Below are 6,648 nucleotides of genomic sequence, written 5' to 3'. Positions count from 1 at the left end.
ACCTGTGGCTTGCGCATCACCTCGTCAGCAAGGCGGAGAAGACCGGACGCTTACCTACAATCTGCTCAGCATCGGCTTTCTTGCCGCTGTCAGCATCACGCCATTTCCTGCGCGGCCGCTCATCGAGCATCTCGGCGGTGATGCGGAAAGCAAGACCGCCGTTTTGGCCTATCTGGGCGTGGCAGCGGCGCCGGCGACGTGGTGGTTCGTGCGTTGGGTCTATGCAACCGCGAGGGGGCTTCCAGACCCGCGCCTGACAGACGCCTATCTCAGGCGAACAACCCTCAAATTCGCCGTCACCGCCGGAGCCTATTGGGCAGCCTTTGCCCTGGCAATCTGGAATTGGCGTGCTGGACTGATCGTCGCGGGGATCGTTACGTTGAGCTATATCGTTCCGCCAGCGAAGCCAAGCTACAAGCCAGGCCAAGAACCGGAGAATGGCTGAGACCGGCTATAGACCCGGCACGGCGGATGCTCACATCGGCTAATCAATCCAGGATCTTATCGATCGTGATCGGCAGGGACCGCACCCGCTTACCGGTCGCGTGATAGATCGCGTTAGCAATCGCGGCAGCGGTGCCGACGATGCCTATTTCGCCAAGGCCTTTGACCCCGAGCGGGGTCACTTCGGAATCGGGTTCATCGACGAAGATAACCTGGATATCGTGAATGTCGGCGTGCACGGGCACATGGTATTCGCCGAAGTTGTGGTTCATCCAGCGACCTAGCCGGTGGTCGGAGAAGGTCTCCTCGTGGAGCGCCATGCCCATGCCCATCACTACGCCGCCGAGGATCTGGCTGCGCGCGGTTTTCGGGTTGATGATCCGGCCAGCGGCCACCGCATCGACGATGCGAGTGACGCGCACCACGCCCAATTCCTCGTCGACCTTTACTTCCGCGAAGATGGCGCTGTGGGTGTTCTTGGACTTGTGCAGACCCTTCCACATGTCGCCGAACCCGGGCGCAGCGGTTGCTTCCTCTTCGATGGCCGTCAGGTCAGCGGCACGCATCGCATCTCCGAACGGCACCCGGACGGTCGGCGTGTCCTTCAGAACCATGCAGCCGTCCTCGAACAGCACGTCGTCTATCTTCGCTCCGCTCAGCGGTTCACCGGCGATCTTGCCGGCCGCCTTCAGGAGCTTCTTGCCGACCGCCTGGCAAGCGAGCTGTACCGCCGCACCGGTTGATGCCGCCCCCCACGATCCACCTTCGACCGGGGCGGTCGGCAGGTCTGAGTCGCCCAGCTTGGCGGTGATCTGCTCGGGCGGCAGGCCAAGCGTGTCGGCGGCGACCAAGGTCATCACCGTGTAGCTGCCGGTGCCGATGTCCGACGTCGCGCACGCTACTTCCAAATGTCCGTTGGCCGTGAGCTTCGCGCTCGCAGACGTCTTGGAGAATTGCGCGTCCCACATGCCGGTCGCGCAGCCCCAGCCGACCAGCTCCTTGCCATCGCGCATCGAGCGCGGCTCGGCCGAGCGCTCGCTCCATCCGAACGCCTCGGCCCCTTCGCGAAACGCCTCTCGCAACGCCTTGCTGGTGTAGGGCGTGCCATTCATCGCATCGATGGGCGAGTAGTTGACGAGCCGGAACTCGAGCGGATCGACCTTGGCGACATAGGCCATCTCGTCAATCGCGATCTCGAACAGCGTCATGCCGGTTGCCGCCCCCGGCGCGCGCATGTCCGCCGATGTCGCCGTATCGATCTGGACGACGGTGTATTCCGCGTCGGCGTTCGGGCAGTCGTAGTTCATCAACCCCCAAGTGACGACGTTCTCCATATTGTCCTCGTAGCGCGAGGTGGAGGTGGTCGCCTCGTTGCGGATCGCGGTGAGCTTGCCGGTCGTCTCCGCGCCCAGCGCGATGCTCTGGATCGCCTGCGGGCGGTAGGCGTGGCTGAACATCTGATTGCGGGTCATCGTGACCCGCACCGAGCGCTCCAGCTTCTTGGCCGCAAGGACCGCCAGGAACACCTGATGCTGGGGCCGGAGGCCCGAGCCGAAGGCGCCGCCGACATAGGGGTTGAGCACGCGTACCTTCTTTTTCGAAAAGCCGAAGACGCTGGCAAGGTAGGCATGCACCCCCTGCGAACCTTGGGTCTTATCCCACACGGTGATGCTGCCGTCGCCGTGCCATTCGACGGTGGAGCCGAACATCTCCATGGGATTGTGGTGTTCCGGCGCCAGCCGGTAGTCGCCGGCCACCTTGAGCGGGGCGTCCGCAAACGCCTGCGAAGCGTCCCCGCGGTTTTTCGGCGCCATGTAGCCGCTGCGCTTTTTCTTCGGCACGTACTTATCGCCCACCGCAATCTCGAAGTCGGTATTGTGCGCCTCCGCCTCGTAGGCGACCTCGATCAGGCTGGCGGCGAAGCGCGCTGCCTCGAACGTCTCGGCCATCACCAGCGCGATCGGCTGCTGGCTGAACTGGATGCGGTCATCGTAAAGCGGACGGAACGGCGAGCCGGGAATCTTCAGCTCGTCCTGGTAGCTGTGGTCGGTCCAGGCGACGTGCGGCCGGTTGAGGTGCGTGATGACCTCGATTACGCCGGGGACAGCGCGCGCCGCCTCCTCGTCGATATTGACGATCCGCCCTTTGGCGATCGCGGCCTCGACGATGTAGCCGTACAGCAGGTTCTCCACCGGATGCTCGGCGGCGTAGCGCGCCGTCCCGGTGACCTTCTCCACGCCATCGACACGGTTGATCGCGCTGCCGATCCCGATCTTCGCTGCGGTAGCCATGATGTCTGTTCCTTACGCGACGCGCTTGTCGGTCTGCGATTGCGGGGTGGCCTCGGCGGCCTGCTTCAGTGCGCGAACGATCGCCTTGCGGGCGAGCGGGATCTTGAAGTCGTTCTCGCCCTGGCCGACCGCTCCGGCGAGCAGGGCGTCAGCGAAAGCGGCGAACGCCTGCGGCGACGGCTGCTGGCCCTTCAGCAGCTTCTCGGCTTCCGTGCTGCGCCAAGGCTTGTGCGCGACGCCGCCGAGCGCCACCCGCGCCTCAGCGATCGTACCGCCTTCGACCTGCATCGCGACGGCAACCGAGACCAAGGCGAAGGCGTAGGACAGGCGATCGCGCAGCTTCAGATAGGTGTAGTTCTGCGTGAAGTCCTCGGCCGGCAGGTCGATGCCGGTCACCAATTCGCCGGGCTTCAGTGTATTGTCGCGCCACGGCTCGTCGCCGGGCAGCCGATGATAATCGGCAATCGGGATCGCTCGGTCGCCGTCCGGACCGGTCACCTGGACGGTCGCGTCGAGCACCACCAGCGCCACGCACATGTCTGACGGGTGCGTGGCGATGCACTGGTCACTCGCGCCCAGGATGGCGTGGATGCGATTGACCCCGCCGATCGCGCCGCAGCCGGAGCCCGGCTCGCGCTTGTTGCAGGGCGTGGCGACGTCATAGAAATAATAGCAGCGCGTGCGCTGGTTGAGGTTGCCGCCATTCGTCGCGGCGTTGCGCAACTGGGGGCTGGCGCCGGCAAGGATCGCGGAGGACAGCAAGGGATAGCGTTGCTCGACCCGCGCGTCCCAGGCCGTATCCGCGTTCGGCACGAGCGCGCCCAGCCGCAGTCCACCGCCGTCCAGCTCCTCGATCGCGTCCAGCGGCAGGCGGTTGATGTCGATCACCGTCATCGGCCGATCGACGTTCTCCTTCATCAGGTCGATCAGGTTGGTGCCGCCCGCCAGATAGCGGACCTGCTCTCCGGCACCTGCCTGCACCGCTTCGGCGACGCTGGCAGGGCGGGCATAGTCGAAGCGGTTCATGCCTGCTCTCCGATCACGTCGAGCACCGCATCGATGATGTTCGAATAGGCGCCGCACCGGCACAAATTGCCGCTCATCAGCTCGCGAACTTCGTCCCGAGTCCTGGCCTTGCCCTCGTTGATCAGGCCCTGCGCCGAGCAAATCTGGCCAGGCGTGCAATAGCCGCACTGGAACGCGTCATGGTCGCAGAAGGCGGATTGCAGCGGATGGAGGTCGCCCGGCTGGCCTAGCCCCTCGATCGTCGTGATGTCCGCCCCGTCCAGCGTCACCGCCAGCGAGAGGCACGAGTTGATGCGGCGCCCTTCGACCAGCACGGTGCATGCGCCGCACTGACCGTGGTCGCAGCCCTTTTTGGTGCCGATCAGATCCTCGCCTTCTCGCAGCAGGTCGAGCAACGTCGTCCAGGGCTCGATCGCGCGGGTGCGCGTCTCACCGTTGATCGTCAGCGTGGTTTCCACCGTGCCGATCGGCACGGCAGCGTATGTGGCGGAGTTGACGGCTGTCGGCATGATCGGCGCCTTCATGTTTTGCGTTAGGCCGGGATGGCGGCGATGTCGGCGGTGTTTTCTTCGGCGACCCCGTTCTCGCGGTGGCGAAAGGCGGACAGCGCACGATACACCTGCAGCCGCGCCCTCATCACCGATCCGAGCGGCCGATGCGCGGCCAGGCTATGCGCGGGACGAAAGGTCATCACCTCGTCGAAGTAGCGCACGCGCGCCGGGCTATACGCCTCCTGCGCAGGGATGCGGACCGTGGCGACGGTGCGGTACTGGCTGTCCTGTGACGGCCACTCGACCGAGGCGTCCTCGATCGGCTGCGTCTCCGCGTTCGCCCAGAGCTGCACCTTCAGCTCAAACACCGCTTCTTGGTCACGGAAATACTCGATCGCCGCATGACGAAACCCGTCCTCGTCCCCGTGCGGATCGAGTTGCCACTCGGCGAGCGCATCCTGGGCCTGCGATGCCGTCACGGCACCGAGCTTTGCGACATAGTCGCCGTAGCGCACCGGTGCCTGACTGAAATAGTCGTCGCCGATCGGGTGGCTGAACGGATGGCCGAAGAAATCCGCCTTGGCATAGGCGGTGTCGAACAGGCCCAGCACCTTGTTGAAGTTGCGCGCCATCGACGACACCGCGCTCTTCACGCCCTCGGGCATGGGCGTGGCGGCACCAATCTTCTTCGCGTCGCTCAGGAAGCCACTCGCCGTGCCGGACGGGAACGTCCGTCCCGTGGCAAGGACGAAATCCTGCGTAGGCGCATCGTGGCCCGGCAGCTTTTCGCCCTCGACGCCGAACACCTTGATCGCCATGCCGCGGTGTGTCGACACGCGATCGCCCAGCGTCTCGCCCGGCCCCTGCGCAAAGCGGATCGCGACTTCGTAGGTGCCCGGCTCGGCGAACAACCCCTGCGCCAGCTCCGGCGGAAGGTCGTCGGCGATCGTCAGCGTGCCGACGACGCACGCCGAGCTTTTAGCATGGCTGGCCCGGACGGCGTGCTGCTCGCGCTTCTCGACCACCTCGCTCTGCTGCGTCATGCCCTGGATGATCCCGTCGATTGTTTCCTGCTCGTCGGGTTCGAGCGTCTCGATGTCGTCACGGTAGCGCAGGTAGGTCATGGCGGTCCTCAACGGGTCGGAGCGAATGAGAACAGCTCGGTGCGGATCGACGGCGGCGCGCCCGGCGTGAACCACTGCGTGTCCTGGATGTGGCTCGCGGTGACGTAGATCGTCCCGTCAGGCCCTTCGGCGAACGTATCGGGCCAGCGCAGCCGTTTGTCGGTCAGGACAATCTCGGTGGACGTCCCGGCGAGCCGCCGGATCGAATAGTCGGTCGGCGAGGTGATGTAGAGGGTGCCCGCCTTGCTCATCCACAGGCCGTCGGCGACGGCAGTGGTAGCGACTGTCTTCACCGCGGCGGCGCGGTCGCGCTCGCTGACGTCGGGGCGCAGCTTGTCGGTGGCGATCGAATAGAGCGTCTTTCCGGTCAGCGCCTGCCAGTAGAGCGTCTTCCCGTCATTCGAGATCGCGATGCCGTCGGACGCGAACGCAGGCTGCCGCCCATCGGGGCGGACAAGCGGCTTGCCCTCGATGGCGACGGTGACGCTCTTGTCGATTTGGGTCGACGGATGGCCATCAAGCGCTCGGAAGCTCTTTCCGTCGTCCAAGTCGACGACGATGATTGCGCCGCGCGTGCCGCTGTCGGTGATGTAGCCGGTCCGGCCATCGGGCGAGAACCGGATATCGTTGAGGTAGGTGCCCTGCAATGCAACGTCGCCAGGCACCGCGATGACCTTGGTCACCTTGTTCGTCTTTAGGTCGATGCGGACGAGCTTCGGTGCGCCCTCCAGGATCTTCTCGTTGCCGGGCGCACCGGGATCGAGCACCCAGAGATTGCCGTGGCCGTCGGGAACGATCGACTGGACGCACACGAAGTGCTCGCCGACCGGCATTTCGTTCGCCCTAGCGTTGCGCCAGCTGTTCCACTTGACGTCGGGATAAGGCCGGAGCGATCCGTCGGGCATCACCTCGGCAACCGAGATCGGTGCGTCGTCGGTCCAGCGCGGAAAGTTGACGAAACGGCGGCCGTCGGCAGTGACGGCGACGCCGGTGACCTGGTGGTCGAAGCGCGCCACCTGCGTCAGCGCAGCGCTGCGGCCCACCTGGGCGTAGGCAGCTCCCGCTAGCGCTATCGTGAGGGCACCGAGCCCGATCAGAACACCGCTTTTCCGCATCAGTCCCCTCCCGTTCACCGGACGCAACGCGCGGCGATTCGCTCGTCAACGAACGTGACCCATACTTAGACCCAGAAAACCCAAAAAATTAAGAGGGCTAGGCTGAGCTGCCCCCTTCTGAGTGGTCCATCGACTATGACAGTCTGGATCGAGGAAG

Annotated in this window: 6 protein-coding genes; 1 reads left to right on the top strand and 5 read right to left on the bottom strand. The window is 65.0% G+C overall.

From position 1 onward, the window contains the following. On the top strand, positions 1–445 hold a 445-nt coding region (locus Q0579_RS06050; RefSeq protein ID WP_298810262.1), incomplete at its 5' end, for a hypothetical protein. 43 nt (positions 446–488) lie between these two features. Here Q0579_RS06050 and Q0579_RS06045 read toward each other — a convergent pair. From Q0579_RS06045 to Q0579_RS06025, 5 genes are read right to left on the bottom strand one after another with little or no spacing between them, the layout of a single operon-like run. Next, positions 489–2,735 (bottom strand): xanthine dehydrogenase family protein molybdopterin-binding subunit, encoded by a 2,247-nt coding sequence (locus Q0579_RS06045; RefSeq protein ID WP_298280123.1) that lies wholly within the window; start codon positions 2,733–2,735, stop codon positions 489–491. Positions 2,736–2,747: 12 nt separating this feature from the next. Then, positions 2,748–3,761 carry a xanthine dehydrogenase family protein subunit M gene (locus Q0579_RS06040; RefSeq protein ID WP_298280122.1) on the bottom strand — a complete coding sequence of 338 codons (1,014 nt, stop codon included), beginning with the start codon at positions 3,759–3,761 and terminating at the stop codon, positions 2,748–2,750. Further along, entirely contained in the window at positions 3,758–4,270 is a 513-nt protein-coding gene (locus tag Q0579_RS06035) for a 2Fe-2S iron-sulfur cluster-binding protein (protein ID WP_298280121.1), read from the bottom strand. Before Q0579_RS06035 ends, Q0579_RS06040 begins: the two co-directional genes overlap by 4 nt. Before the next feature lie 23 nt (positions 4,271–4,293). Then, the gene (locus Q0579_RS06030) at positions 4,294–5,376 is read right to left on the bottom strand and encodes a catalase family protein (protein WP_298810254.1); all 1,083 of its coding nucleotides are present in this window, start codon (positions 5,374–5,376) and stop codon (positions 4,294–4,296) included. Positions 5,377–5,384: 8 nt separating this feature from the next. Beyond that, the gene (locus Q0579_RS06025) at positions 5,385–6,491 is read right to left on the bottom strand and encodes an L-dopachrome tautomerase-related protein (protein ID WP_298810251.1); all 1,107 of its coding nucleotides are present in this window, start codon (positions 6,489–6,491) and stop codon (positions 5,385–5,387) included. Between the last annotated feature and the right edge of the window lie 157 nt (positions 6,492–6,648).

It is taken from the genome of uncultured Sphingomonas sp., assembly GCF_936927845.1.
Taxonomy (GTDB): Bacteria; Pseudomonadota; Alphaproteobacteria; order Sphingomonadales; family Sphingomonadaceae; genus Sphingomonas.
Note: the sequence above shows the minus strand (reverse complement) of the source record. Positions and strands in the feature narration are given on the sequence as shown.

What these genes read in the sequence shown, in the direction of transcription:
- Q0579_RS06045 (WP_298280123.1), bottom strand. Translation starts at nt 2,735, where the DNA reads ATGGCTACCGCAGCGAAGATCGGGATCGGCAGCGCGATCAACCGTGTC.
- Q0579_RS06040 (WP_298280122.1), bottom strand. Translation starts at nt 3,761, where the DNA reads ATGAACCGCTTCGACTATGCCCGCCCTGCCAGCGTCGCCGAAGCGGTG.
- Q0579_RS06035 (WP_298280121.1), bottom strand. Translation starts at nt 4,270, where the DNA reads ATGCCGACAGCCGTCAACTCCGCCACATACGCTGCCGTGCCGATCGGC.
- Q0579_RS06030 (WP_298810254.1), bottom strand. Translation starts at nt 5,376, where the DNA reads ATGACCTACCTGCGCTACCGTGACGACATCGAGACGCTCGAACCCGAC.
- Q0579_RS06025 (WP_298810251.1), bottom strand. Translation starts at nt 6,491, where the DNA reads ATGCGGAAAAGCGGTGTTCTGATCGGGCTCGGTGCCCTCACGATAGCG.